The 26,877-nt window shown below is 68.7% G+C and carries 16 protein-coding genes, 3 rRNA genes and 1 pseudogene; 13 read left to right on the plus strand and 7 right to left on the minus strand.

Annotated features, from left to right (window positions below; genetic code table 11):
• The first annotated feature begins 233 nt into the window (after window positions 1-233).
• Together ahcY and MQE23_RS26930 are read left to right on the plus strand one after the other, a co-directional pair.
• The gene (ahcY, locus tag MQE23_RS26925; RefSeq protein ID WP_020276035.1) at window positions 234-1,691 is read left to right on the plus strand and encodes an adenosylhomocysteinase; all 1,458 of its coding nucleotides are present in this window, start codon (window positions 234-236) and stop codon (window positions 1,689-1,691) included.
• Between the two features lie 133 nt (window positions 1,692-1,824).
• Window positions 1,825-2,439, plus strand: coding sequence for a hypothetical protein (locus tag MQE23_RS26930; RefSeq protein WP_243380505.1), 615 nt, complete (start codon window positions 1,825-1,827; stop codon window positions 2,437-2,439).
• 46 nt (window positions 2,440-2,485) lie between these two features.
• On the opposite strand, the gene MQE23_RS26935 is transcribed toward MQE23_RS26930, so the two are convergent.
• Window positions 2,486-3,469, minus strand: a complete 984-nt coding sequence (locus MQE23_RS26935) for an RDD family protein (RefSeq protein WP_243380506.1) — start codon at window positions 3,467-3,469, stop codon at window positions 2,486-2,488.
• A 128-nt stretch (window positions 3,470-3,597) separates the two neighbouring features.
• On the opposite strand from MQE23_RS26935, the gene MQE23_RS26940 reads away from it, so the two are divergent.
• The 4 genes from MQE23_RS26940 (at window position 3,598) to rrf (ending at window position 10,353) form a co-directional block, all read left to right on the plus strand.
• Window positions 3,598-4,605: a stage II sporulation protein M gene (locus tag MQE23_RS26940; protein WP_243380507.1), complete on the plus strand. Its 1,008-nt coding sequence runs from the start codon at window positions 3,598-3,600 to the stop codon at window positions 4,603-4,605.
• Between the two features lie 578 nt (window positions 4,606-5,183).
• Window positions 5,184-6,711: ribosomal RNA gene (locus MQE23_RS26945) — 16S ribosomal RNA — on the plus strand.
• Between the two features lie 309 nt (window positions 6,712-7,020).
• Window positions 7,021-10,140, plus strand: a 23S ribosomal RNA gene (locus MQE23_RS26950).
• Between the two features lie 96 nt (window positions 10,141-10,236).
• Window positions 10,237-10,353: ribosomal RNA gene (gene rrf / locus MQE23_RS26955) — 5S ribosomal RNA — on the plus strand.
• Together the 16S, 23S and 5S rRNA genes form the textbook arrangement of a ribosomal RNA operon.
• Before the next feature lie 79 nt (window positions 10,354-10,432).
• On the opposite strand, the gene MQE23_RS26960 is transcribed toward rrf, so the two are convergent.
• Genes MQE23_RS26960 through MQE23_RS26980 form a run of 5 tightly spaced genes read right to left on the minus strand, consistent with a single transcriptional unit; the run spans window position 10,433 to window position 16,130 of the window.
• Window positions 10,433-11,743, minus strand: a complete 1,311-nt coding sequence (locus MQE23_RS26960) for a DUF58 domain-containing protein (protein WP_020269442.1) — start codon at window positions 11,741-11,743, stop codon at window positions 10,433-10,435.
• A complete protein-coding gene (locus MQE23_RS26965; RefSeq protein ID WP_243380508.1) occupies window positions 11,743-12,732 on the minus strand; it encodes a MoxR family ATPase in 990 nt (329 codons plus the stop codon). Before MQE23_RS26965 ends, MQE23_RS26960 begins: the two co-directional genes overlap by 1 nt.
• Window positions 12,732-13,928 carry a DUF4350 domain-containing protein gene (locus MQE23_RS26970; RefSeq protein ID WP_020269440.1) on the minus strand — a complete coding sequence of 399 codons (1,197 nt, stop codon included), beginning with the start codon at window positions 13,926-13,928 and terminating at the stop codon, window positions 12,732-12,734. The genes MQE23_RS26965 and MQE23_RS26970 overlap by 1 nt, the downstream gene beginning before the upstream one ends.
• Window positions 13,925-14,695 (minus strand): DUF4129 domain-containing protein, encoded by a 771-nt coding sequence (locus MQE23_RS26975; RefSeq protein WP_020269439.1) that lies wholly within the window; start codon window positions 14,693-14,695, stop codon window positions 13,925-13,927. The genes MQE23_RS26970 and MQE23_RS26975 overlap by 4 nt, the downstream gene beginning before the upstream one ends.
• A gap of 4 nt (window positions 14,696-14,699) precedes the next feature.
• Window positions 14,700-16,130, minus strand: coding sequence for a glycerophosphoryl diester phosphodiesterase membrane domain-containing protein (locus MQE23_RS26980; protein WP_243380509.1), 1,431 nt, complete (start codon window positions 16,128-16,130; stop codon window positions 14,700-14,702).
• A 140-nt stretch (window positions 16,131-16,270) separates the two neighbouring features.
• Between MQE23_RS26980 and mtnA the strand changes: the two genes are divergently transcribed.
• The 7 genes and pseudogenes from mtnA (at window position 16,271) to MQE23_RS27015 (ending at window position 25,565) form a co-directional block, all read left to right on the plus strand.
• Window positions 16,271-17,419, plus strand: coding sequence for an S-methyl-5-thioribose-1-phosphate isomerase (gene mtnA / locus MQE23_RS26985; RefSeq protein ID WP_020276230.1), 1,149 nt, complete (start codon window positions 16,271-16,273; stop codon window positions 17,417-17,419).
• Window positions 17,420-17,636: 217 nt separating this feature from the next.
• On the plus strand, window positions 17,637-18,326 hold the full coding sequence (mtrA, locus tag MQE23_RS26990) for a two-component system response regulator MtrA (RefSeq protein WP_003990656.1): 690 nt from the start codon (window positions 17,637-17,639) through the stop codon (window positions 18,324-18,326).
• Between the two features lies 1 nt (window position 18,327).
• Window positions 18,328-20,340 (plus strand): annotated as a pseudogene (gene mtrB, locus MQE23_RS26995) (MtrAB system histidine kinase MtrB); the annotation flags it as partial.
• Between the two features lie 289 nt (window positions 20,341-20,629).
• Entirely contained in the window at window positions 20,630-22,462 is a 1,833-nt protein-coding gene (locus MQE23_RS27000) for an LpqB family beta-propeller domain-containing protein (protein WP_243380511.1), read from the plus strand.
• A gap of 243 nt (window positions 22,463-22,705) precedes the next feature.
• Window positions 22,706-23,602, plus strand: coding sequence for a ComF family protein (locus MQE23_RS27005; protein WP_037672619.1), 897 nt, complete (start codon window positions 22,706-22,708; stop codon window positions 23,600-23,602).
• Between the two features lie 311 nt (window positions 23,603-23,913).
• Window positions 23,914-24,612: a ribosome-associated translation inhibitor RaiA gene (gene raiA / locus MQE23_RS27010; RefSeq protein ID WP_010039802.1), complete on the plus strand. Its 699-nt coding sequence runs from the start codon at window positions 23,914-23,916 to the stop codon at window positions 24,610-24,612.
• Window positions 24,613-24,818: 206 nt separating this feature from the next.
• A complete protein-coding gene (locus tag MQE23_RS27015; protein WP_020276233.1) occupies window positions 24,819-25,565 on the plus strand; it encodes a response regulator transcription factor in 747 nt (248 codons plus the stop codon).
• Between the two features lie 3 nt (window positions 25,566-25,568).
• Here MQE23_RS27015 and MQE23_RS27020 read toward each other — a convergent pair whose 3' ends face one another.
• Entirely contained in the window at window positions 25,569-26,741 is a 1,173-nt protein-coding gene (locus MQE23_RS27020) for a crosslink repair DNA glycosylase YcaQ family protein (RefSeq protein WP_243380512.1), read from the minus strand.
• Window positions 26,742-26,877: the final 136 nt, after the last annotated feature.

A 26,877-nucleotide genomic window follows, 5' to 3' on the forward strand; every position in this document is an offset into this window, starting at 1 on the left:
GCCTGCGGACTGGGGATCGCAGGCGCCCCCGGTGTAGCTTGGGACGGAGCCAGACGTCGCTGCTGATGGCGGTCGGGCGGTCCCACCGCGGACCGGCCGAGGGAGAGAGGGCCTCCGACGGACTGCGCTGCGCACACGCGGGCATGCCTGTGTCCTCTTTCGGGCACCCCTGTGTCCGCCGCCGCGCAGACCAGCCGTACCCACCTCGACCCAACCCCGAGGAGCAGCTCGCAATGACGACTGTCGAAAACCGACAGGACTTCAAGGTCGCCGACCTCTCCCTGGCCGAGTTCGGCCGCAAGGAGATCACCCTCGCCGAGCACGAGATGCCCGGCCTGATGGCGATCCGCAAGGAGTACGCCGAAGCGCAGCCCCTGGCCGGCGCCCGCGTCACCGGCTCCCTGCACATGACCGTGCAGACCGCCGTGCTCATCGAGACCCTGGTCGCCCTCGGCGCGCAGGTCCGCTGGGCCTCCTGCAACATCTTCTCCACCCAGGACCACGCCGCCGCGGCCATCGCCGTCGGCCCGAACGGGACGCCCGACAACCCGCAGGGCGTCCCGGTCTTCGCCTGGAAGGGCGAGACCCTGGAGGAGTACTGGTGGTGCACGGAGCAGGCGCTGACCTGGCCGGACAGCCCCACCGGCGGCCCGAACATGATCCTCGACGACGGCGGTGACGCCACCCTCCTCGTCCACAAGGGCGTCGAGTACGAGAAGGACGGCAAGGTCCCGTCCGTCGACACCGCCGAGTCCGACGAGCACCGCGTCATCCTCGAGCTCCTGCACCGCACCATCACGGACGGTTCGCAGAAGTGGACCCAGCTGGCCTCCGAGATCCGCGGTGTCACCGAGGAGACCACGACCGGTGTCCACCGCCTGTACGAGATGCAGCGCGACGGCGTCCTCCTGTTCCCGGCGATCAACGTCAATGACGCCGTCACCAAGTCGAAGTTCGACAACAAGTACGGCTGCCGCCACTCGCTCGTCGACGGCATCAACCGCGCCACCGACACCCTGATCGGCGGCAAGACCGCGGTCATCTGCGGCTACGGCGACGTGGGCAAGGGCTGCGCGGAGTCCCTGCGCGGACAGGGCGCCCGCGTGATCGTCACCGAGATCGACCCGATCTGCGCCCTCCAGGCGGCGATGGACGGCTACCAGGTGACGACCCTGGACGAGGTCGTCGACAAGGCCGACATCTTCATCACCACGACCGGCAACAAGGACATCATCATGGCCTCGGACATGGCCAAGATGAAGCACCAGGCCATCGTGGGCAACATCGGCCACTTCGACAACGAGATCGACATGGCCGGTCTCGCGAAGATCCCCGGCATCGTCAAGGACGAGATCAAGCCGCAGGTCCACACCTGGACCTTCCCCGACGGCAAGGTGATCATCGTTCTGTCCGAGGGCCGTCTGCTGAACCTGGGCAACGCCACCGGTCACCCGTCGTTCGTGATGTCCAACTCCTTCGCGGACCAGACCCTGGCCCAGATCGAGCTGTTCACCAAGCCCGACGCGTACCCGACCGGTGTCTACGTGCTGCCCAAGCACCTCGACGAGAAGGTCGCCCGTCTCCACCTGGACGCGCTCGGCGTGAAGCTGACCACGCTCCGCCCCGAGCAGGCCGAGTACATCGGTGTGCAGGTCGAGGGCCCGTACAAGCCGGACCACTACCGCTACTGAGCCGAGCAGCACCGCTGCCGGTCAGTTCGCTGCCGGTCAGATCGCCGAAGCAGGCCCCCGCACCCCCGTGCCGGGGGCCTGCCCCGTTTGCCGGACCAGCGACCTGCCCAGCCCGTCAAGACCCAGGACCCCCATGCCCCGCGGCCGCTATTCGCTCCACGATCCGCACGATCACACCCCCCTCGCAGAAGAACACTTCCAGTGCGCCCCCGGCCCCTCCGGCTGGCGCTACGTCTCCCAGCTGACCACCCCCTCGGGCGATCACCACGGCTCCGTCGACCTCACCCTCGACGAACTCGGCCGTCCCATCCGCCTGGAACTGCACGCCGCCGCCTGGCAGGTCCGCGGCGCCGCCCTCGACGGCGTCACCTGGGTCCGCACCGACCCCACCGGAACCGATGCCACCGAAGGCAATGTGCGCGCCCACGCCTTCACCGGCACCTCCCCGGCGTTCCTCGTCGCCACCACCCGTCTCCTGCGCCTCACCCCCTCCTCAGCAGGCACCCGCGTACGCCTCGTCGCCTTCACGGACCCGGTCCTCGCCCCGCGCACCGTGGACCAGTCGTGGACCTTGCTGAAAAGAGAAGCACACGCCACTGACAACGGCCCCCTGACCGTGGACGAATACCAGGTCACAGCCCTGGACACGGGAGAACAGCACTCCGTGCACATCGCCGGAGACGTGGTGCTCGCGGCCCCCGGCATCGAGCTCGAAGACCTCGAATCACCGCCGTCGGTGTTCACCTGAGGCCCGGGCCCCGCTGAACGGGCAGCCCGCTCTCCCCTACGCCGGCCTACGCCGGCGGCACGAACCCGGTCCCAGGACGCTCGCCTGCAGGCACCTCATGCGGCGCCGCGGGCCGAGCCCCACCCGACGACTCGGCAGCCGCACCGGACGGCTGTGACGGGGCACCGGGCGGCACGAACGGCGGTTGTCCGTAAGCATCGGGCGCCGCGCCCGCAGCCGAAGCGGTCTCAGCAGCCGAAGCCGCATCGGCACCAGCAACTGGACCGGCCGACGAGGACGACCCGCTCCCGAAAGCCCGCCGGGCCTCCCGCGCCTGCCGTTCCTGCACGACCGCCGCCAGATACGCCGCCGGCGGAACACCCTGCGGCACCGGAGCCCCCGTACGTTCCGCGAGGTCCGACGCCAGCCGCTCCGCCATGGACCACCCCACCTGCGGGTCCAACTGCTGCATACGCGTCAGGTACTGACGCACGGCGAGCCACAGCCCATCGGGCACCGCAGACAGGTCGAGCTCCGAGAACCGCCCCGCCAGCCAGGGCGGGGGAGGCGGCACGAACCCGGTCCGCGCGACCGGAATCCGCTCCCGGACGACGAGGGTCCCCGCGAACACATCCCCCAGCCGCCGCCCACGCGCCGACACGAACGAGGCGATACAGGCGACCACACCGAAGGTCATGAGGATCTCGACCACCCCGATCAAGCCCCTGACCAGCGCATGCCGGAACCGGATCGGCCCCCCGTCGTCGCGCACCACACGCAGCCCGCAGGCCATCTTTCCGAGCGAGCGCCCGTGACTGAGCGTCTCCACCGCGATCGGCCCGCCCACCAGTACGAGAACGAACGTCGCGATCGACAGCGCCGTCTGCGCCGCATCGTCCAGCGAGGCAGTGGAAACCACGACCGCGATGGTCACCGCGACGTAGACAGCCACGGCTGCCACAAGATCCAGCAATACGGCCAGCGCCCTGCTGGGCAACCTCGCGGGGCGCAGCTCCAACGCCACCGCCTCGCCCGTCACCAGCTCACTCACGCCCGCTGTCCTTCCCCTGCCCTGCCCCCGACAGGGCCAGTCTGCCAAGCTGAGGGCGCATCGCGCCGCAGTACGACAAGCTGATCCACGACGAGCCGCCGACGAACAGCCGAGGAGCAGGCAGACCGATGGACCTCGACGTCTTCGTCTCCGCCCACCGAGCGGAGTGGGACCGCCTCGAAGCCCTCCTCCGTCGCCAGCGCCGCCTCAGCGGTGCCGAAGCCGACGAACTCGTCACCCTCTACCAACGCACCGCCACGCACCTCTCCCTGATCCAGTCCAGTGCTCCCGACCCCCAGCTGACCGGCAGGCTCAGCCAACTCGTGGCACGCGCGCGTAGTGCCGTGACAGGCACCCGACGCGCCTCCTGGCGCGACGTCACCCGCTTCCTCGCCCACGGCTTCCCGGCCGCCGTCTACAAATCACGCCACTGGTGGGTACCCACCGCGCTGCTGTCCACGGCAGTCGCGGCCCTCCTGGGCTGGTGGATCGGCACCCACCCCGAGGTACAGGCCTCCATCGCGGCCCCCAGCGAACTGCGCGACCTCACCCGCCCCGGCGGCCAGTACGAGACGTACTACTCCAGCCACCCGGCCGCCAGCTTCGCCGCCCAGGTCTGGACGAACAACGCCTGGGCCGCAGCCCTGTGCCTCATCCTGGGTGTCTTCCTGGGGCTCCCGGTCATCTGGATCCTCTTCCAGAACATGCTCAACCTGGGCATCGGCTTCGGCCTGATGTCCTCGGCCGGCCGCCTCGACACGTTCCTCGGTCTCGTCCTCCCGCACGGCCTGCTCGAACTGACCGCCGTCTTCGTGGCAGCCGGCACCGGCCTGCGCCTCGGTTGGACCCTCATCGATCCAGGCCCCCGCACACGACGCACAGCTCTCGCGGAAGAGGGCCGCGCCGCCATCGGCATGGCCATCGGCCTGGCGCTGGTCCTCTTCGTCTCCGGCGCCATCGAAGGCTTCGTCACCCCGTCCGGCCTCCCCACCTGGGCCCGCATCACCATCGGAGTCGCCGCCGAACTGGCCTTCTTCGCCTATGTCTACGTCCTGGGCGGCCGCGCCGCCCGCGCCGGTGACACCGGTGACGTCGAGGCAGCGGAACGCAGCGCCACCGTCCCGACAGCTGCCTGAACGGCCCTGCGACCGCCTGATGTGCGACCACGTCCGTTCAACTGCTAGTCTCCTCTTCGCCCCACGGGAGCCGTTGACACGGCCCCTGCGGGGAGGTAGATTCGAACAGTTGCCTGGAAGTGGGGCTCAGCCTCAGATCGGCGACAGTGAGCATCTGTCTGCTTCATGAAACGCTGATTTCATCGAAGCCCCTCCCGATAAATCGGAAACGAGCGGCCGGTTCAGTCCGGTCCGAAACTTCTGATAAAGTCGGAGCCGCCGGAAAGGGAAACGCGGAAGCGGGAACCTGGAAAGCGCCGAGGAAATCGGGTCGAGAAAAGATCTGATAGAGTCGGAAACGCAAGACCGAAGGGAAGCGCCCGGAGGAAAGCCCGAGAGGGTGAGTACAAAGGAAGCGACCGTTCCTTGAGAACTCAACAGCGTGCCAAAAGTCAACGCCAGATATGTTGATACCCCGTCTCCAGCATCTGCTGGGGCGAGGTTCCTTTGAAAAAACACAGCGAGGACGCTGTGAACGGCCGGGCTTATTCCGCCTGGCTGTTCCGCTCTCGTGGTGTCGACCGGATTACCGGTAAACATTCACGGAGAGTTTGATCCTGGCTCAGGACGAACGCTGGCGGCGTGCTTAACACATGCAAGTCGAACGATGAACCACTTCGGTGGGGATTAGTGGCGAACGGGTGAGTAACACGTGGGCAATCTGCCCTGCACTCTGGGACAAGCCCTGGAAACGGGGTCTAATACCGGATACAACCACTAGGGGCATCTCTTGGTGGTGGAAAGCTCCGGCGGTGCAGGATGAGCCCGCGGCCTATCAGCTTGTTGGTGAGGTAATGGCTCACCAAGGCGACGACGGGTAGCCGGCCTGAGAGGGCGACCGGCCACACTGGGACTGAGACACGGCCCAGACTCCTACGGGAGGCAGCAGTGGGGAATATTGCACAATGGGCGAAAGCCTGATGCAGCGACGCCGCGTGAGGGATGACGGCCTTCGGGTTGTAAACCTCTTTCAGCAGGGAAGAAGCGAAAGTGACGGTACCTGCAGAAGAAGCGCCGGCTAACTACGTGCCAGCAGCCGCGGTAATACGTAGGGCGCGAGCGTTGTCCGGAATTATTGGGCGTAAAGAGCTCGTAGGCGGCTTGTCACGTCGGTTGTGAAAGCCCGGGGCTTAACCCCGGGTCTGCAGTCGATACGGGCAGGCTAGAGTTCGGTAGGGGAGATCGGAATTCCTGGTGTAGCGGTGAAATGCGCAGATATCAGGAGGAACACCGGTGGCGAAGGCGGATCTCTGGGCCGATACTGACGCTGAGGAGCGAAAGCGTGGGGAGCGAACAGGATTAGATACCCTGGTAGTCCACGCCGTAAACGGTGGGCACTAGGTGTGGGCAACATTCCACGTTGTCCGTGCCGCAGCTAACGCATTAAGTGCCCCGCCTGGGGAGTACGGCCGCAAGGCTAAAACTCAAAGGAATTGACGGGGGCCCGCACAAGCGGCGGAGCATGTGGCTTAATTCGACGCAACGCGAAGAACCTTACCAAGGCTTGACATACACCGGAAAACCCTGGAGACAGGGTCCCCCTTGTGGTCGGTGTACAGGTGGTGCATGGCTGTCGTCAGCTCGTGTCGTGAGATGTTGGGTTAAGTCCCGCAACGAGCGCAACCCTTGTCCCGTGTTGCCAGCAGGCCCTTGTGGTGCTGGGGACTCACGGGAGACCGCCGGGGTCAACTCGGAGGAAGGTGGGGACGACGTCAAGTCATCATGCCCCTTATGTCTTGGGCTGCACACGTGCTACAATGGCCGGTACAATGAGCTGCGATACCGCGAGGTGGAGCGAATCTCAAAAAGCCGGTCTCAGTTCGGATTGGGGTCTGCAACTCGACCCCATGAAGTCGGAGTCGCTAGTAATCGCAGATCAGCATTGCTGCGGTGAATACGTTCCCGGGCCTTGTACACACCGCCCGTCACGTCACGAAAGTCGGTAACACCCGAAGCCGGTGGCCCAACCCCCTTGTGGGGAGGGAGCTGTCGAAGGTGGGACTGGCGATTGGGACGAAGTCGTAACAAGGTAGCCGTACCGGAAGGTGCGGCTGGATCACCTCCTTTCTAAGGAGCACTTCTAAGCCGGTCCTTCGGGGCTGGTTCAGAGGCCAGTACATCAGCGAATGTCTGATGCTGGTTGCTCATGGGTGGAACGTTGACTACTCGGCACGGTCCAGGATGGATCAGGCGCTAGTACTGCTCTTCGGAGCGTGGAACGCTGATCTGGTCAGCTGGCTGTGTCGGGCACGCTGTTGGGTGTCTGAGGGAATGGATTTTTCCTCAGTGCCGGCCCCAGTGAACTCGGACCGAAGGTTCGGGGTGATGGGTGGCTGGTCGTTGTTTGAGAACTGCACAGTGGACGCGAGCATCTGTGGCCAAGTTTTTAAGGGCGCACGGTGGATGCCTTGGCACCAGGAACCGATGAAGGACGTGGGAGGCCACGATAGTCCCCGGGGAGTCGTCAACCAGGCTTTGATCCGGGGGTTTCCGAATGGGGAAACCCGGCAGTCGTCATGGGCTGTCACCCGCTGCTGAACACATAGGCAGTGTGGAGGGAACGCGGGGAAGTGAAACATCTCAGTACCCGCAGGAAGAGAAAACAACCGTGATTCCGGGAGTAGTGGCGAGCGAAACCGGATGAGGCCAAACCGTATGCGTGTGAGACCCGGCAGGGGTTGCGTATACGGGGTTGTGGGATCTCTCTTTCACGGTCTGCCGGCCGTGAGACGAGTCAGAAACCGTTGATGTAGGCGAAGGACATGCGAAAGGTCCGGCGTAGAGGGTAAGACCCCCGTAGTCGAAACGTCAGCGGCTCGTTTGAGAGACACCCAAGTAGCACGGGGCCCGAGAAATCCCGTGTGAATCTGGCGGGACCACCCGCTAAGCCTAAATATTCCCTGGTGACCGATAGCGGATAGTACCGTGAGGGAATGGTGAAAAGTACCGCGGGAGCGGAGTGAAATAGTACCTGAAACCGTGTGCCTACAAGCCGTGGGAGCGTCGGATGGAAGCTTGCTTCCATCTCGTGACTGCGTGCCTTTTGAAGAATGAGCCTGCGAGTTTGCGGTGTGTTGCGAGGTTAACCCGGGTGGGGAAGCCGTAGCGAAAGCGAGTCCGAATAGGGCGTTTCAGTAGCACGCTCAAGACCCGAAGCGGAGTGATCTAGCCATGGGCAGGTTGAAGCGGAGGTAAGACTTCGTGGAGGACCGAACCCACCAGGGTTGAAAACCTGGGGGATGACCTGTGGTTAGGGGTGAAAGGCCAATCAAACTCCGTGATAGCTGGTTCTCCCCGAAATGCATTTAGGTGCAGCGTCGTGTGTTTCTTGCCGGAGGTAGAGCACTGGATAGGCGATGGGCCCTACCGGGTTACTGACCTTAGCCAAACTCCGAATGCCGGTAAGTGAGAGCGCGGCAGTGAGACTGTGGGGGATAAGCTCCATGGTCGAGAGGGAAACAGCCCAGAGCATCGACTAAGGCCCCTAAGCGTACGCTAAGTGGGAAAGGATGTGGAGTCGCACAGACAACCAGGAGGTTGGCTTAGAAGCAGCCACCCTTGAAAGAGTGCGTAATAGCTCACTGGTCTAGTGATTCCGCGCCGACAATGTAGCGGGGCTCAAGCGTACCGCCGAAGTCGTGTCATTGCAGCAATACGGCCAACGCCGGCTGTGATGGGTAGGGGAGCGTCGTGTGCCGGGTGAAGCAGCACCGGAAGGTAGTTGTGGACGGTTCACGAGTGAGAATGCAGGCATGAGTAGCGATTCACACGTGAGAAACGTGTGCGCCGATTGACTAAGGGTTCCTGGGTCAAGCTGATCTGCCCAGGGTAAGTCGGGACCTAAGGCGAGGCCGACAGGCGTAGTCGATGGATAACCGGTTGATATTCCGGTACCCGCTGTGAAGCGTCAAACATCGAATCCAGTGATGCTAAGCCCGTGAAGCCGTTCCGGACCCTTCGGGGAAAGGAAAGTGGTGGAGCCGGTGACCCGATCTGGTAGTAGGTGAGTGATGGGGTGACGCAGGAAGGTAGTCCAGCCCGGGCGGTGGTTGTCCCGGGGTAAGGGTGTAGGCCGTGCGGTAGGTAAATCCGTCGCACACAAGGCTGAGACCTGATGCCGAGCCGATTGTGGTGAAGTGGATGATCCTATGCTGTCGAGAAAAGCCTCTAGCGAGTTTCATGGCGGCCCGTACCCTAAACCGACTCAGGTGGTCAGGTAGAGAATACCGAGGCGTTCGGGTGAACTATGGTTAAGGAACTCGGCAAAATGCCCCCGTAACTTCGGGAGAAGGGGGGCCACATCTGGTGATGAGCTTTGCGCTCTGAGCTGGGGGTGGCCGCAGAGACCAGCGAGAAGCGACTGTTTACTAAAAACACAGGTCCGTGCGAAGCCGTAAGGCGATGTATACGGACTGACGCCTGCCCGGTGCTGGAACGTTAAGGGGACCGGTTAGCTCCATTTCGGTGGGGCGAAGCTGAGAACTTAAGCGCCAGTAAACGGCGGTGGTAACTATAACCATCCTAAGGTAGCGAAATTCCTTGTCGGGTAAGTTCCGACCTGCACGAATGGCGTAACGACTTCTCGACTGTCTCAACCATAGGCCCGGTGAAATTGCACTACGAGTAAAGATGCTCGTTTCGCGCAGCAGGACGGAAAGACCCCGGGACCTTTACTACAGTTTGATATTGGTGTTCGGTTCGGCTTGTGTAGGATAGCTGGGAGACTGTGAAGCGCTAACGCCAGTTAGTGTGGAGTCGTCGTTGAAATACCAGTCTGGTCGTGCTGGATGTCTAACCTGGGTCCGTGATCCGGATCAGGGACAGTGTCTGATGGGTAGTTTAACTGGGGCGGTTGCCTCCTAAAGAGTAACGGAGGCGCCCAAAGGTTCCCTCAGCCTGGTTGGCAATCAGGTGTTGAGTGTAAGTGCACAAGGGAGCTTGACTGTGAGACCGACGGGTCGAGCAGGGACGAAAGTCGGGACTAGTGATCCGGCGGTGGCTTGTGGAAGCGCCGTCGCTCAACGGATAAAAGGTACCCCGGGGATAACAGGCTGATCTTCCCCAAGAGTCCATATCGACGGGATGGTTTGGCACCTCGATGTCGGCTCGTCGCATCCTGGGGCTGGAGTCGGTCCCAAGGGTTGGGCTGTTCGCCCATTAAAGCGGTACGCGAGCTGGGTTTAGAACGTCGTGAGACAGTTCGGTCCCTATCCGCTGTGCGCGTAGGAGTCTTGAGAAGGGCTGTCCCTAGTACGAGAGGACCGGGACGGACGAACCTCTGGTGTGCCAGTTGTTCTGCCAAGGGCATGGCTGGTTGGCTACGTTCGGGAGGGATAACCGCTGAAAGCATCTAAGCGGGAAGCCTGCTTCGAGATGAGGACTCCCACCTCCTAGAGAGGGTAAGGCTCCCAGTAGACGACTGGGTTGATAGGCCGGATATGGAAGCACGGTAACGTGTGGAGTTGACCGGTACTAATAGGCCGAGGGCTTGTCCTCAGTTGCTCGCGTCCACTGTGTTGGTTCTGAAACCACGAACAGCCCCATGCCCAGGTCACGGGTGTGGTGCGGCATGGTTCGGCAGTTTCATAGTGTTTCGGTGGTTATAGCGTAGGGGAAACGCCCGGTTACATTCCGAACCCGGAAGCTAAGCCTTACAGCGCCGATGGTACTGCAGGGGGGACCCTGTGGGAGAGTAGGACGCCGCCGAACAATTATTGGGAAAACCCCCGCATCTTCGGATGCGGGGGTTTTCTGCGTTTAGGGGCCCTCTTTCGAGGGGCCCTCGCCGTCACAGGCGCCCAGCCGCCTTCAGCGCCAAATACGCGTCCGCCAGTGCCGGCGCCAAGTCGTCCGGTGTCGCGTCCACGACTGTGACGCCATTACGGCGAAGTTGTTCGGCCGTGCGGTGGCGTTCGGACTGGGCCTGGGCGGCTGCGGCGGCCTCGTAGACGGCGTCGACGTTTCCGCGTGCCTGGGCCATTTCGGTGATGTGCGGGTCCGCTACTGATGCCAGCAGGACCGTATGGCGCTGGGTGAGCTGGGAGAGGACCGGAAGGAGGCCCTCTTCGATGGGGGCCGCGTCCAGGGTCGTGAGGAGCACGATCAGGGAGCGGCGGGGGGACGTGCGTAGGGCGGTGGCCGTGAGGCCTCGGGCGTTTGTTTCGACGAGCTCGGGTTCGAGCGTGGCCATCGCGTTGACCAGGGATGGAAGGACATCGCCTGCCGTGCGGCCCTGGACGAGGGCGCGGATCTTGCGGTCGTAGGCGAGGAGATCGACGCGGTCGCCGGCGCGGGAGGCGAGGGCTGCGAGGAGGAGGGCCGCGTCCATGGAGGCGTCGAGGCGGGGCGCGTCGCCCACGCGGCCCGCGGAGGTGCGACCGGTGTCGAGGACCAGGAGGATGTGGCGGTCGCGTTCCGGGCGCCAGGTGCGTACGGCGACCGCGGACTGGCGGGCTGTGGCACGCCAGTCGATGGAGCGGGTGTCGTCGCCGGGGACGTACTCGCGCAGGCTGTCGAATTCGGTGCCCTCGCCGCGGGTGAGCACGCTGGTGCGGCCGTCCAGTTCGCGGAGGCGGGCCAGTTTGGAGGGCAGGTGCTTGCGGCTGGTGAAGGGGGGCAGGACGCGCACGGTCCAGGGGGTCTTGTGGGTGCCCTGGCGGGAGAAGAGGCCGAGGGGGCCGTACGAGCGGATGGTGACCCGGTCGGCCTGGCGGTCGCCTCGGCGGGTGGGGCGCAGGCGGGTCGTCACGCGTCGGCGTTCGCCCGCGGGGACCGTGAGGCGGTGGCGGGAGGCCGTCGTTTCCGTGCCCGGCTGCCAGGTGCTCGGTGGCCAGGCGTCGCGGAGGCGGGCACGGAGGGGGCGGCGGGACGGATTGGTGATGGTCAGGGTCACGTCCGCTGTGTCGCCGAGGCGTACGGAGGTGTCGCCGGAGCGGGTCAGGCCCAGGCGTCGTACGGGGGCGGCCAGGGCGAAGTCGCAGGCGCAGGCCACGGCCAGGGGTGCGTTGACCGCCAGGATGCCCGTCCAGCTGGGTTCCCAGATGCCGACGGGGAGGGAGCCCAGGGCTGCGAGGAGGGCGGCGCGTCCGGTGAGTGCCATCAGCGGGGGACGGGGACGTGGGCGAGGATCGCGTTGATGACGGAGTCGGCCGTCACGCCTTCCATTTCGGCCTCCGGGCGGAGTTGTACCCGGTGGCGGAGGGTGGGGAGGGCGAGGGCCTTCACGTCGTCGGGGATGACGTAGTCGCGGCCTGTCAGCCAGGCCCAGGCGCGGGCGGTGGCCAGGAGGGCCGTGGCGCCTCGAGGGGAGACACCGAGAGTGAGGGACGGCGACTCGCGGGTGGCGCGGCAGATGTCGACGACGTAGGCGGTGATCTCCGGGGAGATCGTCGTTTTGGCGACGGCGACGCGGGCTGCCTCGAGGTCGGCAGGGCCGGCTACGGGGCGTACGCCGGCGGCGTGGAGGTCGCGTGGGTTGAAGCCCTCGGCGTGTCGGGTGAGGACGTCGATCTCGTCCTGGCGGGAGGGGAGGGGGATGGTGAGTTTGAGGAGGAAGCGGTCCAGCTGGGCTTCGGGGAGGGGATAGGTGCCCTCGTACTCCACCGGGTTCTGGGTCGCGGCGACCAGGAACGGGTCGGGGAGGGGGCGCGGGGTGCCGTCGACGGTGACCTGGCGTTCCTCCATGGCTTCCAGGAGGGACGACTGGGTCTTGGGAGGCGTGCGGTTGATCTCGTCGGCGAGGAGCAGGTTCGTGAAGACCGGGCCGGGCTGGAAGGAGAACTCGGCGCTGCGGGTGTCGTAGACCAGGGAGCCGGTGACGTCGCTGGGCATGAGGTCGGGGGTGAACTGGACGCGCTTGGTGTCGAGTTCGAGGGCGGAGGCGAGGGCGCGGACCAGGAGGGTCTTGGCGACGCCGGGGACGCCTTCGAGGAGGACGTGGCCGCGGCAGAGCAGGGCGACGACGAGGCCGGTCACGGCGGGGTCCTGGCCGACCACGGCCTTGGCGATCTCGGCGCGCAGGGCCTCCAGGGCGGCTCGGGCGGCGCCCGGGTCCCCGGTCTGCCCGGCGTTGTCAGTGGTCGGGTCCATCATGGACGGCGTACCTCTCTTTCGAGGGCGTCGAGTTGGTCGGCGAGTGCGATGAGTGCTGCGTCGTCGCTGGGCGGTGGCCCGAAGAGCAGGGTGCGCAGGTCCTGTCCGTGGCCGTGGAGGTGGTCGGACAGGGCGGGGAGCAGGGCCTCGGGCGTGTGTGCCTGGGTGACGGGGACGCCGGTGAGGGGGGCGAGGCGGGTGCGGGTGGTGGAGCGAAGAGCGTTGGCCGCGCGGTCGCGGGCGTCGGTCTTGCGGTAGAGGCGGGCTCGGCCTTCGGCGGTTTCGGAGGCGCGGATGGCCACGGGGAGTTTTTCGGGCACGAGGGGGCCGAGTCGGCGTGCCCGCCAGAGGGCGGCCAGGGCTGCGGCGATGAAGAGTTGCAGGGTGCCCCAGAGCCAGCCCGAGGGGAGCAGGTCGAAGAAGCTGCGTTCGTCGTCGGTGCCGGTGGCCGACGTGTCGGAGAGCGAGGGGAGGTACCAGACCAGATGGGGGCGGGAGCCGAGGAGTTGGAGGGCGAGCGAGGCGTTGCCCTGCTTGTCGAGGCGGTCGTTGAGGAGGATGTCGGGCGCGCCGAGGACGACGGTGTCGCCGTCCCCGGTCGCGTCCGGGATGCGCAGCAGGGTGGCCAGGCGCTCGCTGGGGTAGCACTTGTCGGCGTCGAGGTGGGTGGTGGTGTAGCGGACGCCGCCCGTGTCGGCGGTGCCCGCGCGCCGGGCGGCGGGCAGGCCGCAGTCGGGGGAGAGCGTCGAGTCGAGGCTGGTGGCGGGGTCGGCGGTGACGCCGGGGGCGAGTCGTTCGACGGAGGCGCTGCCGGAGGCGACCAGGACGGTGCGGCCGCGGGAGTCGGCGAAGGCGTTGTGCAGGCGGGACTGCTGACTTCGGGTCAGCATGTCGGGGACGGCGACCAGGAGGGTCGTGTCCGGGCCGGCTGCGGAGGCTGCCTCGTCGAGGGTGGTGACCACGCGTGTGTCCACGCCCCGGTCGGCGAGGAGTTCGGCGACGGCGCGGCTGCCGTTGGGGTCGGCGGAGCGCGGGTCGAGTGCGCCGTGCCGGGCGTCGGAGCGGAGCAGGGCGATGGTGATGGCCCCCACGAGGAGCAGCACGAGGGCGAGCGCGATGCCGCGCGCGCGGGTCCATACCTGGCGGGCGGTGGGCGAGGCCGAGGTGGACGGGAGCGTGGCCTCGGTGGTCATTCGGCGGCTCCCTGGCGGGTGTGGGGGGCCGTGCTGTGGGCGCTGCTCGTGGCGAGCTGGGGCTTGGTGCGTTCCAGGTCGCTGTCGAGCTCGGCGATGCGGTGGTACGACTGCTCGGTCGCCGACCGGCCGCCGTACGTCACGTCGTCGAAGTCGCGGGCGGCGGCGCGCAGTCGGTCGGTGTGGTCGGGCAGGGCCCGGCCCGCTTCGGCGGCGGCCTCGTCGGCGGTGCGGCCGGGTCGGACGTCGAGCAGGGCGCGTTCCTCCAGGGCGCGGACGAGGGCCCGCATGCGTTCCTGGACGGCCTGGTTCCAGTGGCCTTGGGCGGCGTGTGCCTCGGCGGCTGCGCGGTGGTCGGCGGCGCTGCGGGGGCGGTCGTCGAACAGGGTGGCAGACGAGGTGGGTTGGCGGCGCGGGGTGCCCAGGCGCCACCACAGGGCGGCCAGGACCGCTACGACGGCCAGGATGATGACGGCCAGGCCGAGTGCTCCGCCGGGCGTGGCGGTCGAGGCGGCGTTGAGGAGTTTGTCGAGCCAGTCCCAGAAGGCGTCGAGGGCGCGCTGGAACAGGCTGGGGTCGTCCTCGTGGTACATCCGCTTCGACAGCTCGCGCCGGGCCGCCTCGCGCGCGGGGTCGCGCGGGGTGGTGAGGGGCGGTTCGTCGGCGGAGCGTGCCGACGACAGTACGGAGGTGTCGCCGGCGCGCAGCAGCGTGCGTAGGGCGGCGCGTGGCAGCGCCGATGTGAGGACTTCCCCCGCCCAGCTCACCGCATCAGCTCCCCGGGATGGCGCCGGGGGCGGTGGAGCCGTAGCCCTGGACACCGGCGGCGCGGGCCAGTTCGAGGTCGAGGGCCTCGCGGCGGATGCGCTGGTCGATGTAGAGGAGCACGGTGACGCCGGCGGTGATCGGGAACGTGATCATGGAGCCGATCACCGCGCCGATGCCGCTGACGATGAGGAAGGTCCAGCCGAGGCTGGAGCCGCCGCTGTTGAGCCAGCCGGTGACGCCGTCGCCGCTGAGGGCCGCGGCGAGGAAGGTGAACGGGATGACGATGATCGAGGCGACGACGTTCGCGATGATCGTGGCGAGCAGCTGGATGCCGAAGATCCGCCACCAGGTGCCGCGGACCAGCTTCGTGGAGCGGCTCATCGCCTTCTTGATGCCCTGCTTCTCCAGCATCAGGGCGGGCGAGGCCAGGGAGAAGCGGATCATCAGCCAGAGGGCGACGATGCCGGCGCCGATGACGCCCAGGACGGTCAGGGCGACGCCCGGCCCGGTGCTGCCGGCGGCGGCGATGAGGATGCCGGGCAGGGTGCCCACGGTGACGATGCCCGCGGTGATGAGCAGCAACAGGCAGATGAGGCCGAAGAGTTTGACGACCTGGGGGCGGGCGTCCCGCCAGGCCTCGCCGATGGTCACCGACTTGCCGAGCACGGCGCGGCTGGTGACGGTGGTGAGGAGTGCGGTCGCGATGACGGTGCCGACCAGGGAGATGACGAAGACGACGGTGGAGTTGAGCATGGCGTCGCCCATGGCGCGGCTCAGTTCGCTGAGGGTGGCGCTCGGGTCGTTGAGGGCCTCGGTGCTGGAGTCGTTCAGGACGAGGCCCTGGAACAGCACGACGATGACCTCGGTGATGACCGCGACGGTCAGGGAGATGCCGAGGACCGTGCGCCAGTAGGTGCGCATGGTGGAGACCGCGCCGTCGAGGATCTCGCCCACGCCGAGCGGGCGGAGCGGGATCACGCCTGGCTTGGCCGCGGGCGGGGGGCCGCCCCAGGCGTTGCCCCAGCCGCCGTAGCCTCCGGGGCCGCCGGGGCCTGGGTATCCGCCGGGGGCTCCCGGGCCGCCGGGACCGTAGCCTCCGGGGCCGCCAGGGCCGTAACCGCCGGGGGGCTGGGTGCCCCAGCCGGGGCCGGGCGGCGGGGGCGGGGGAGCCTGGCCGGGGACGGCCGGGCCTCCGGGGCCGCTGGGGGCGGACCACTGGGCGGGTGGCGGTTGGTCCTTGGACCACTGCGGGCCGGGGCCCTGCGGGGCCTGGGCCGGCTGGCCCGGCTGGTCCGCGGGCTGTGCGGGGCCGGGGCGGTCGGTCGGCTCGGCAGGGCCCGGGCGGTCGGCGGGCTCGGCAGGGCCGGACGCGTCAGGCTTCTGCCCTTCGGACGGGGCGGATCCGGGCGAGGCCCAGCCCGGAGTGTCGTTCATCGTCGCTCCTTCACGGTGCCCGTCCGCGGTCGCGGCGGCAGGTTGGCAGCCATCGTGCCATGGGGTGGTCTTGGAGTGACCGGCCGCGGTATGGGCTGCGTACCTTCTATTGTCCGCGCGTTAGGGGGCAGACTGACCGCATGGCTGATCAGTACGCGTACAGCGGCGATGACAAGCGGCCGACCGAGATCCCGGCGATCCGTTGGGAAGAGCCACCGGAAGGACCCGTTCTGGTCCTTCTCGACCAGACGAGGCTGCCGGCCGAGGAGGTCGAACTGGTCTGTACGGACGCGCCCGCGCTCGTGGAGGCGATCCGCTCGCTCGCCGTGCGCGGGGCACCCCTGCTCGGCATCGCGGGAGCGTACGGCGTCGCGCTCGCCGCCGTGCGGGGCTTCGACGTGGACGAGGCCGCGGCCGCGCTGGCGAGCGCCCGGCCGACCGCGGTGAACCTGGCCGTGGGGGTGCGCCGGGCACAAGCGGCTCACGAGGCGGCGCTCGCCAAGGGTGGTGACATCAGGCAGGCGGCCGCTGCGGCGCTGGCGGCGGCGCGGCAGTTGCACCGGGAGGACGCCGAGGCCAGTGCGCGGATGGCCGAGCACGGGCTGACGCTGCTGGACGAGTTGCTGCCCGGCGGCGGGCACCGGATCCTCACGCACTGCAACACCGGTTCGCTGGTGTCGGGCGGGGAGGGGACCGCGTTCGCGGTGGCGCTCGCGGCGCACCGGGCGGGCCGGCTGCGGCGTCTGTGGGTGGACGAGACGCGTCCGTTGTTGCAGGGCGCCCGGCTGACGGCGTACGAGGCGGCGCGCAGTGGGATGGCGTACACGCTGCTCACCGACAACGCGGCCGGGTCGCTGTTCGCCGCCGGGGAGGTGGACGCGGTGCTGATCGGGGCGGACCGCATCACGGCGGACGGTTCGGTGGCGAACAAGGTCGGGAGCTATCCGCTGGCAGTGCTCGCGCGGTATCACCATGTGCCGTTCATCGTGGTGGCGCCGGTGACGACGGTGGATCCGGACACCCCCGACGGGGCGTCGATCGAGGTCGAGCAGCGGGCCGGTCACGAGGTGACCGAGTTCGTGGCGCCACAGGTTCCGGTGACCGGGGCTGAGGCGGGCGGTGGCATTCCGGTGGCGCCGCTGGGGACGCAGGCGTACAACCCGGCGTTCGACGTGACCCCGCCCGAGCTGGTGACGGCGATCGTCACGGAGGAGGGTGCGGTTTCGCCGGTGACGGCCGAGGCGCTCGCGGAGGTGTGTGCCCGGTCGCGCCGGGTGGCGGCGGGCTGAGCCGGGCGGCTGGGCTGAGCCAGGCGGCTGCCGGAGCGCGTGCGCAGTGGCGCGGGCTCCGGCAACCTCGTCGCTTTGCGGGGCGAGGGCCTGCCGCTGCCCGTCGTCGAGATCAACAAGGGGGGCGGACGAGGGCAGACAGTAGCGCTTGCTGCGACTATGGTCACTGGCCGGTGACCTACCTCACCACTGCCTTCGCCACCGTTATGAGAATGGGATGATGTCGTTTATGAAGGGACGAGTCCTTGTCGTCGACGACGACACCGCACTTGCCGAGATGCTCGGCATCGTGCTGCGTGGTGAGGGTTTCGAGCCGTCTTTCGTGGCCGACGGCGACAAGGCGCTGGCCGCCTTCCGCGAGTCCAAGCCCGATCTGGTGCTGCTCGATCTGATGTTGCCCGGCCGGGACGGCATCGAGGTGTGCCGTCTGATCAGGGCGGAGTCCGGTGTGCCGATCGTGATGCTCACGGCGAAGAGCGACACGGTCGATGTCGTCGTGGGCCTGGAGTCGGGTGCCGACGACTACATCGTGAAGCCGTTCAAGCCGAAGGAGCTGGTGGCCCGGATCCGGGCACGGCTCAGGAGGTCGGAGGAGCCCGCTCCGGAGCAGCTCGCCATCGGTGACCTGGTCATCGACGTGGCCGGGCACTCCGTGAAGCGGGACGGGCAGTCGATCGCGCTGACGCCGCTGGAGTTCGACCTGCTGGTCGCGCTCGCGCGCAAGCCGTGGCAGGTGTTCACGCGCGAGGTGCTGCTGGAGCAGGTGTGGGGCTACCGGCACGCGGCGGACACGCGGCTGGTCAACGTGCACGTGCAGCGGCTGCGCTCCAAGGTCGAGAAGGACCCGGAGAAGCCGGAGATCGTGGTGACGGTCCGTGGTGTCGGGTACAAGGCAGGGCCGAGCTGACATGTCCGGCGACAGTGCCGCTTCGGCGCCCGGACGGTCCGGGGCCCGCCCGGAGCGGCCTGTCGGGCGGAAGAAGGCGGGTTCCCGCTGGGGACGGTTCCTGGAGAGCGGGCTGCTGCTCCAGGGCGGGGTCCAGGGCAGCCCGGTCATCCGGCTGTTCATGCGGTGGGTGCGCCGGCCGCTGCTGCCCGTCATGCGGCTGTGGCGCCGCAACATCCAGCTCAAGGTCGTCGTCACCACGCTGCTGATGTCGCTGGGCGTGGTCCTGCTGCTCGGTTTCGTCGTCATCGGGCAGGTGCGCAACGGCCTGCTGGACGCCAAGGTGAAAGCGTCCCAGAGCCAGGCCACGGGCGGGTTCGCGGTGGCCAAGCAGCGGGCCGACGAGGCGGCGAGCGGCACCGGCGACGACGTCGCCACGGCGGACGGGCGTCCCGCGCAGAACGTCACCGAGTGGATGAGCGACCTCGTCTCCTCGCTGTCCAGCGGCGGCCAGGGCGCCTTCGAGGTGGTGACGCTCCCGGCCTCCGACGAGGACGGCGCGGGCGGCCGTGGGCAGCGTGCCTCCGGCGAGGTGGACTGGAACAGGAGCGTGCCCGCCGACCTGCGCGAGCGGATCGGCAGCAGCACGACGGCCGCGCAGAGCTACACCCGCATCACCTACAACAACGCGACCAAGGAATCCCAGCCGGGCCTGGTCGTCGGCAAGCAGGTCAACGACCCCAACGGGGACCCGTACCAGCTCTACTACCTCTTCCCGCTCACCCAGGAGGAGAAGTCGCTGAGCCTGGTCAAGGGAACCCTGGCGACGGCGGGGCTGTTCGTCGTCGTGCTGCTCGGGGCCATCGCCTGGCTCGTGGTGCGGCAGGTCGTCACGCCGGTGCGGATGGCGGCGGGGATCGCGGAGCGGCTGTCGGCCGGGCGGCTTCAGGAGCGTATGAAGGTCACCGGCGAGGACGACATCGCGCGGCTCGGCGAGGCCTTCAACAAGATGGCCCAGAACCTCCAGCTGAAGATCAGCCAGCTGGAGGACCTGTCGCGGATGCAGCGCCGGTTCGTGTCGGACGTGTCGCATGAGCTGCGTACGCCGCTGACGACCGTACGGATGGCCGCTGACGTCATCCATGAGGCGCGTGAGGACTTCGACCCGGTGACCGCGCGGTCGGCGGAGCTGCTCGCCGACCAGCTGGACCGGTTCGAGTCGCTGCTCGCGGACCTGCTGGAGATCAGCCGGTTCGACGCGGGCGCCGCGGCGCTGGAGGCCGAGCCGATAGACCTCAGGGAGGTCGTACGGCGGGTGGTCAGCGGGGCCGAGCCGCTCGCGGAGCGCAAGGGCACGCGGATCCGCATCCTGGGCGACCAGCAGCCTGTCGTCGCCGAGGCCGATGCCCGGCGCGTGGAGCGCGTGCTGCGCAACCTCGTCGTGAACGCCGTCGAGCACGGTGAGGGCAGGGACGTGGTCGTCAAGCTCGCCGCGGCGGGCGGTGCGGTCGCGGTCGCGGTGCGGGACTACGGGGTCGGGCTCAAGCCGGGCGAGGCGACCCGGGTGTTCAGCCGCTTCTGGCGGGCCGACCCGGCACGCGCGCGTACGACCGGTGGTACGGGCCTGGGGTTGTCCATCGCCCTGGAGGACGCGCGGCTGCACGGTGGCTGGCTTCAGGCGTGGGGCGAGCCGGGCGGCGGTTCGCAGTTCCGGCTGACGCTGCCCAGGACCGCGGACGAGCCGCTGCGGGGCTCTCCGATACCGCTGGAGCCCAAGGACTCACGGCGGAACCGAGGGCTCGACGACGCCGGGCTGCCGTGCGGCGGCGGGGACGGCGAGAAGCGGGCGACCGTGCCGGCACAGTCGGCGAGCGGGCCGGCGCCGTCGGGGCCGGGGCGGGACCCGATACCGCCGCGGACGGCCTCCGCGGCCCCTACGGCCGATCCGACGGCGCTGCCCGGCAACGGCGCGCGCGTGGTGCCCCGGCCCGCCTCGGGCACGCGCCGGGCCGAGGATGCGCAGGCGGCCCCGGAGCGGCCGGCTTGCGACGCGGGTGCGAGTGGCCCGGCCGGCAACGGCGTGGTGAGTGATTCGTCAGGCGTGGCCGACGGCGGTACGGCGAGCGGACCGGCTGGTACGGCCGGCAACGGTGTGAGGAATGGACCGGCGAGTGCGGTCGGCAGCGGCAAGTCGGGTGGTCCCGCCGGGGCCTCTCGGGACCGGGACGTGAGCGGGTCGCGGGACGCGCACGGGGACGACGGAACCGCGGACGCGGGCAGGAAAACAGACGCGGAGAGCGCGGACAGGCATGGGGAGGCATCTCGTGGGCGCTGACCGTGGGGGGCGCGGTCGGCGTACGCCCGCGCGCGTGATGGCGTACGCCGCCGGTGGCGTCCTGCTGCTGGCAGGGTGTGCCTCGATGCCGGACAGCGGGGATCTGCGGGGTGTGGAGTCCACACCGCGCCAGGACACCCAGGTCCGGGTGTTCGCCGTGCCGCCGGGGGAGGACGCGCCGCCCTCGGAGATCGTGCAGGGCTTCCTGGAGGCGCTCACCAGCGACGACCCGCACTACAAGACCGCGCGGCAGTACTTGACCGGCGAGGCCGCCAAGACGTGGCAGCCGGAGCTTTCCACCACCGTGCTGACGGACGGGCCGGGTGCCAAACCCGAGGCGGGCGGTGGCGGGGAGGACACCGGCGAGATCTCGTACACGCTCACCGGCACCAAGGTGGCCACCGTGGACGCGCAGCAGGCGTACGCGCCGGCCACCGGGGCGTACGGCCGTACCGTGCACCTGACGCAGGACGACAAGAGCCGGCAGTGGCGGATCGACGCGCTGCCGCAGGGCGTCGTCATGGGTGAGTCGGACTTCCAGCGCAACTACATGTCCGTCAACAAGTACTACTTCGCTTCGAACACCTCGGCGGCCGGGGCGGACACCCAGCCCACGGCGGTCGCCGACCCCGTGTACGTCCGTCGGCGGGTGGACCCCATGACACAGGTGGTGCGCTCCGTCCTGAGCGGGCCCACGCGGTGGCTCGGGCCCGTCGTCAGGTCGAGCTTCCCCACCGGTACGGCGCTGCCGAAGAAGACCGGTGCGCTGACGCCCGACGACCGGAACAAGCTGACCGTCCCGCTCAACGACAAGGCCGCGGGCGTCGGCACCAATCGGTGCCAGGAGATGGCGGCCCAGCTGCTGTTCACGTTGCAGAGCCTCAGCCCCGTGGTGGAGGAGGTCGAGCTGCGGGCCGACGGGGAGGAGCTGTGCTCGCTCGCGAAGGGCGCGGCCGATGCCGCCGCCTTCCGGAGCTCGACGCGCCACCCCGACTACCTGTACTTCGTCGACGGCAAGGACCGGCTGGTACGGATCCCGGCGGGCAGCAGCGACCCCAAGTCGGACCCCGCGCCGGGGGCGCTGGGCGAGGGCGACACGGCACTGCGGTCGGTGGCCGTGTCGCGCGACGAGCACACCGCGGCCGGTGTCAGCCTCGACGGCAAGTCGCTGTACGTGGGGTCGCTGGTCTCGGGCGGTTCGCTGGGCGAGCCGGTACTGCGCAGCCACGGCCGGACCGAGACCGACCGGCTGACGACCCCCAGCTGGGACGCGCACGACGGCTTGTGGGTGGCCGATCGCGACCCGGACAACCCCCGGCTGCTCCTGCTGGAGGAGGGCAAGGGCGATCCGCTGGAGGTGCGCATGCCGCACCTGGACGGGCGGGTCCAGGCCGTGCGGGTGGCCGCCGACGGAGTGCGGATCGCGCTCGTCGTGGAGAAGGGCGGCAAGAAGACCCTGCTCATCGGGCTGATCGAGCGGGAGGGGAAGCCGGGCGAGCAGCCGGCCGTCAGGGTGGTCGAACTGCGCTCCGCGACGCCGGAGTTGGAGGAGGTCACCGCCATGTCGTGGGCCGGGGACAGCCGGCTCGTGGTGGTCGGGCGTGAGCACGGTGGTGTGGAGCAGATGCGGTACGTCCAGGTCGACGGCTCCACGCCGGACGTACCGGCGCCCGCGGCCCTGACCGGCGTGAAGGAGGTCACCGCCGCCGAGGACGAGGGGTTGCCGCTGGTGGCGTACTCGGTGGACGGAATCGTCCGGCTGCCGTCGGGCGCGCAGTGGCAGAAGGTGACGGAGGGGACGGCGCCGGTCTATCCGGGGTGAGGTGTGACACCCCCGTGGCCGGTGCCCGGGGCGTGCGAGCGGTCGCTGCTGCCGGGTGAGGCCCGGGAGGGGCGACCGCTGTCGTTCGGGAGCGGGAGCGGCCGGTGCGCCCCCGGACTCTCGGGCCGTCCCACGGGGCCGTCACTCATGTGGGGGACGAGCCGTTCGCCGGGCGGGGAGTTGTCCACAGGCCGTTGTCCACAGGGGTGGCAGGGGCGGGGCCCGGTTCGGCACAGTGTGGCCATGCGGGGGTGGTGGCAGGACCTCACCGACCTGGTGCTGCCGGCCGAGTGCGGGGGCTGTGGGAGGCCTCGTACGGTGCTCTGTCCGGAGTGCCGTGCGGTGCTGAGCGGAGTCGCGGCACGCCGGGTGCGGCCGGTGCCGGAGCCACCCGGGCTGCCCCGGGTGCACGCGGCGGCTCCGTATGCGGACGAGGTGCGGGCGACGCTGCTGGCCCACAAGGAACGGGGTGCCCTGGCGCTCGCAGGTCCCCTCGGGGTGGCCTTGGCGGGAGCCGTGCGGGCGGGGCTGCAGAGGGCGTGGGGCGGCTCCTGGGCCGGGGGCGAGGGGGCGTGGTCCCGGGACGCCGGGGCTCCTGTGCTGCTCGTGCCCGTTCCGTCCGGGCGGCGGGCCGTGCGGGCCCGGGGGCATGATCCCGCGCGGCGGATCGCGCTCGCGGCGGCGGGGGAACTGCGGCGGCGCGGGGTTCCGGCCAGGGTGCTCGGCGTGCTGCGGCAGGTTCGGGCCGTGGCCGACCAGTCGGTGCTCAACTCCCGGCAGCGACTGGACAATCTCGCGGGCGCGCTGGCGGTGGTTCCCGGGGGTGCCCGGCTGCTCTTGGGAGGGCCGGTCGTCCTCGTCGACGACCTGATGACCACGGGGGCGTCCTTGGCGGAGGCCGCGCGGGCCGTGCGGGCGGCGGGGCCGGTTTCGAACGCTGCGGGGGCTGTGGCCGTGTACGGGGGAGAGACATGGGAAAGCAGAGAGGAACAGAACGTCGGAACAACGCGAGAGAGGACGGGCCGGCGGCCCGGCCGGCAGGGAATCAGGGGCGCGGGCGGCGCCGACGGAGTCGTCGACGTGGTGTGCGCGGCAGTGGTCGCCGCATCACCGGACTCTTTTGAAATAAACCGGAACTGACTGAGATCTTGCGTCGTTGCAGGTAGCGAGAGGGCTTATTCACCTGAACGGAGGTACGCCGCAGTAGAGGGTGACGACATCCGTCCAGGCGAGATATGTTCGGTTGAGAGGGAAAGCCGCAGGCCACACCTCTCAAATCCGAATGCCGTGCCGCGGGTTTTTCTTCATCACTCGCGACGGTGGAGTGGAGATCTCGCCCACGGGGGAGGAGGTGGAAGTCACCGAGTCCGAGGTCCCGGGGCACACCGGGACCTGGTGCAAAAGGGAGACGCTCCGCAGCGAAGCGGAGCGATCCGGGAACGGAGTTCTGCGTGGACATCGTCGTCAAGGGCCGCAAGACCGAGGTGCCCGAGCGGTTCCGGAAGCACGTGGCCGAGAAGCTGAAGCTGGAGAAGATCCAGAAGCTCGATGGCAAGGTGATCAGCCTCGACGTCGAGGTGTCCAAGGAGCCGAACCCCAGGCAGGCCGACCGCTGTGACCGAGTGGAGATCACGCTCCGCTCCCGCGGTCCGGTGATCCGGGCGGAGGCAGCGGCGAGCGACCCGTACGCGGCGCTCGACCTGGCGGCGGAAAAGCTGGAAGCCCGGCTGCGCAGGCAGCACGACAAGCGGTTCTCGCGCCGTGGCGCGCGCCGGATTTCGGCCGCGGAGGTCGCCGACCACGTCCCGGGTGTGGCGACGCTCAACGGAAACGGCCTGGTGCCGACTCCCGAGGAGGAGCCGGAAGAGGCCGTCCCCACGAAGAAGATCGGCTCGCTGGAAGTGCAGGGTGACGGCCCCATCGTCGTCCGCGAGAAGACCCACGTCGCAGCCCCCATGACCCTCGACCAGGCTCTCTACGAGATGGAACTGGTCGGGCACGACTTCTATCTGTTCGTCGACTCCGAGACCAAGGAACCGAGTGTCGTCTACCGACGGCACGCCTACGACTACGGCGTGATCCACCTCCGGACGGACACGATGGTCACACACGCGCACGCCCCCGAGGCCGGCGGTGCGCTCGGCGGCTGACCATGCCGGGTGAGAGCGGAGCAGGTGCCCCTGGAGCGCGTGTGCGCCCCCAGGGGCACCCCCGTGCGACCACTTGACGCCCCGCTCCGTCACCCTGGTGTCGTCCGGGCATGAAATCATGGTTGGCCACGGCCCAACCGGTGGGTCGTTGCTCTGGGTTGGCGATGGCTCAGGACCACAGGCCGCAGCCTTCAGGGGGAGGAACGATGGCGGACAGCTTCGGACCGATGCGTGACGAGGATGCCGACGGCGGCGTCGTCGGCATGGGCCCGGACACGGACTCTCCACGCAAGGAACCGATCAGAGTCCTTGTGGTCGACGACCACGCCCTGTTCCGTCGTGGCCTGGAGATCGTGCTGGCGGCCGAGGAGGACATCCAGGTCATCGGGGAGGCGGGCGACGGCGCCGAGGCCGTCGAGAAGGCCGCCGACCTGCTGCCCGACATCGTCCTGATGGATGTGCGGATGCCCAAGCGCGGCGGGATCGAGGCATGCACCTCCATCAAGGAGGTCGCCCCCAGCGCAAAGATCATCATGCTGACGATCAGCGACGAGGAAGCCGATCTCTACGAGGCCATCAAGGCGGGCGCGACCGGCTATCTCCTCAAGGAGATCTCGACGGACGAGGTGGCCACCGCCATTCGCGCGGTGGCCGACGGGCAGTCGCAGATCAGCCCGTCCATGGCGTCGAAGCTGCTCACCGAGTTCAAGTCCATGATCCAGCGCACGGACGAGCGCCGGCTGGTGCCCGCGCCGCGGCTGACGGACCGCGAACTGGAAGTCCTCAAACTCGTCGCGACGGGAATGAACAACCGCGATATCGCCAAGGAGTTGTTCATCTCCGAGAACACCGTGAAGAACCACGTGCGCAACATCCTGGAGAAGCTTCAGCTGCACTCCAGGATGGAAGCGGTGGTCTATGCGATGCGGGAGAAGATCCTCGAGATCCGGTAGGGCTCAGGCGAGGATGCGGGCGAGTTCTTTGACGAGGGGTTCGCGCAGGTCCGGTGCGTCGACGCGTTCTACGCGTACGTCCGTGCAGTCCACCCAGGTCGCCGCCTCGGTCAGGGCCTGGGCCACGGCCGGGACGGCCTTCGCGCCGTCGAGCGTGACCTGCTTGGCCACCAGCGTGCTGCCCTCGCGGGCCGGGTCCACGCGGCCGACGAGCCGGCCGCCGGCCAGGACCGGCATCGCGAAGTAGCCGTGCACCCGCTTCTGTTTGGGGACGTAGGCCTCCAGGCGGTGGGTGAAGCCGAAGATCCGCTCCGTGCGTGCCCGCTCCCAGATCAAGGAGTCGAACGGCGAGAGCAGCGTGGTGCGGTGGCGGCCGCGCGGGGGTGTCTCCAGGGCCGCGGGGTCGGCCCAGGCGGGCTTGCCCCAGCCCTCGACCGTGACCGGGACGAGGCCCGAGTCGGCGATCACGGCGTCGACCTGCTCGCCCTTGAGGCGGTGGTAGTCGGCGATGTCCGCGCGCGTCCCGACGCCGAGGGACTGGCCCGCCAGGCGGACCAGGCGGCGCAGGCACTCGGTGTCGTCCAGCTCGTCGTGCAGCAGGGCGTCCGGGATCGCGCGCTCGGCGAGGTCGTACACGCGCTTCCAGCCGCGGCGCTCCACGCAGACCACCTCGCCGTACATCAGGGCGCGTTCGACGGCGACCTTCGAGCCGGACCAGTCCCACCAGTCGTTCGTCTTCTTCGCGCCGCCCAACTCGGTGGCCGTGAGGGGGCCTTCGTCGCGGAGCTGCTTGATGACCTCGTCGTAGGCGCCGTCCGGGAGGTCGTGGTTCCAGTGCGGGCGGTTGCGGTAGGCGCGGCGGCGGAAGGCGAAGTGCGGCCACTCCTCGATGGGGAGGATGCAGGCCGCGTGGGACCAGTACTCGAAGGCGTGGGTGTCCCTCCAGTAGGCGTTCTCCACTGTCTTTCGGCCCACCGCGCCCAGGCGGGCGTACGGGACGAGTTCGTGGGAGCGGGCCAGGACCGAGATGGTGTCGAGCTGTATCGCACCCAGGTGGCGGAGGATGCCGCGGACGCCGGCGCGGCGGGGTGGGGCGCCGAGGAAGCCCTGGGCGCGGAGGGTCAGTCTGCGGGCCTCGTCTGCGGAGAGCTCTGTTGCGGGGCGCGGGGTGGTCATGGTTTTGCACGATAGGGGGTGGGACTGACAGAGGTGGCGTGAGCTGCGAGGTTGGGTGTGGGGGTGCTGTGCGCTGGGGCTGGGGCGGGTGGGGCGCAGTTCGGCGGTGCGAGGTGCCGCTGCGCCCGCCCGTGCC

This window comes from Streptomyces sp. HP-A2021 (assembly GCF_022807935.1).
GTDB lineage: Bacteria > Actinomycetota > Actinomycetes > Streptomycetales > Streptomycetaceae > Streptomyces > Streptomyces afghaniensis.